Source organism: Methylobacterium sp. CCH5-D2 (assembly GCF_001556475.1).
Taxonomy (GTDB): domain Bacteria; phylum Pseudomonadota; class Alphaproteobacteria; order Rhizobiales; family Beijerinckiaceae; genus Methylobacterium; species Methylobacterium hispanicum.
Map to the genome: position 1 here is coordinate 1 of NZ_LSIX01000652.1, position 1303 is coordinate 1303.

General features: G+C 73.1%; 2 protein-coding genes. Both read left to right on the forward strand.

Annotated features, from left to right (window positions below; genetic code table 11):
* A partial coding sequence (locus AX737_RS17240; protein ID WP_197430616.1) for a 2OG-Fe(II) oxygenase occupies nucleotides 1-727 on the forward strand: 727 nt, incomplete at its 5' end.
* Nucleotides 728-751: 24 nt separating this feature from the next.
* Nucleotides 752-1303: hypothetical protein (locus AX737_RS17245; RefSeq protein ID WP_156453797.1), on the forward strand; the 552-nt coding region annotated here is incomplete at its 3' end.

Genomic DNA, 1303 nt, shown 5'->3' on the forward strand with positions numbered 1-1303 from the left:
GGTCGATCCGACGCTCCACGTGGCGGCGACCTTCCCGCTCGGGGAGGCCGGCGAGGCGGCCCTGTTCGGCTACCTCGACGCCCTGCCGGAGCCCGCGGCCTACGCGGGCTTCGAGATCCCCGCCCCCGTCCTCGTCCTGCCCAACGTGTTCGAGCCGGCGCTCTGCCACCGCCTCGTCGGGATCTACGACGCCGACGGCGGCTCGGAATCGGGCGTGCACCGCGCGGGCGCGGGCGTGATGGACCACAGCTTCAAGCGGCGCCGGGACTGCACCCTCGAGGATCCGGACCTGATCCGGCAGATCCAGCAGACGATCCACCGCCGCGTGGTGCCGGAGATCGAGCGTCTGTTCTTCATGCGCATCACCCGCATGGAGCGCTACATCGTCGGCTGCTACGCGGCCGAGGACGGCGGCCATTTCCGGGCCCACCGGGACAACGGCCAGGGGCTCACCGCGCATCGCCGCTTCGCGGTCTCGATCAACCTCACGGGCGATTTCGAGGGCGGCGAGGTCAGCTTCCCCGAATACAACCCGCGCGGGATCAAGGCGCCCCCGGGCTGGGCGGTGGTGTTCCCGACCAACATCCTGCACAAGGTCAGCCCGGTGACCCGCGGGCGGCGCTACGCCTTCCTGCCCTTCGTGTACGACGAGACGGGCGCGCAGATCCGCCAGCGGGAACTCGCCAGGCAGGCCGCCGCCGAGGCTGCGGCCCGGGCCGGGGCCTGAGGCGCGGGGCGCAAGGGACCGGACTTGAGGGCGTTCGTTCGACGGGCAGGTGCGGCGGGGCAGGACGGATCGGAGCGGGCGTCCGGCCGGGCCTCGCGGGCCGCCCCGTCGCGCGGCCCGCGCCGGCTCTGGCTGCACGCCGTCGCCTACAGCCTGATCCTCTGCATCTTCGCCGCCGACGTGGTGACGCCGCCCGACAACGTCTCGATCTGCTTCGCCTACACGGTGCCGATCCTGCTGGGCGTCTACACGGGCCCGCGCTCCGCCTTCGGGCTGGCGCTCGCGACCACCGCCTCCTCGCTGCTGGGCTCCTTCATCCGGCCCCCGAGCGGGGGCATCGCGCTGAGCTTCGTGGCCAACCGCCTGATCGCCACCGCGGCGCAGTGGCTCGTCGCCTTCCTGATCGAGCAGCGCCGGCGCGGCCGGGCGATCGTGCAGGCCCATCTGGCGGAGGAGCGTGCCAAGGCGGAGACCGGCCAGCGCTTCGTGCGCATCCTCAGCCACGAGATCGCGAGCGCGCTCACGGCGATCGGCGGCCAGAGCTCGCGGCTCGCCAAGCTCGCGCCGGGCATCGAG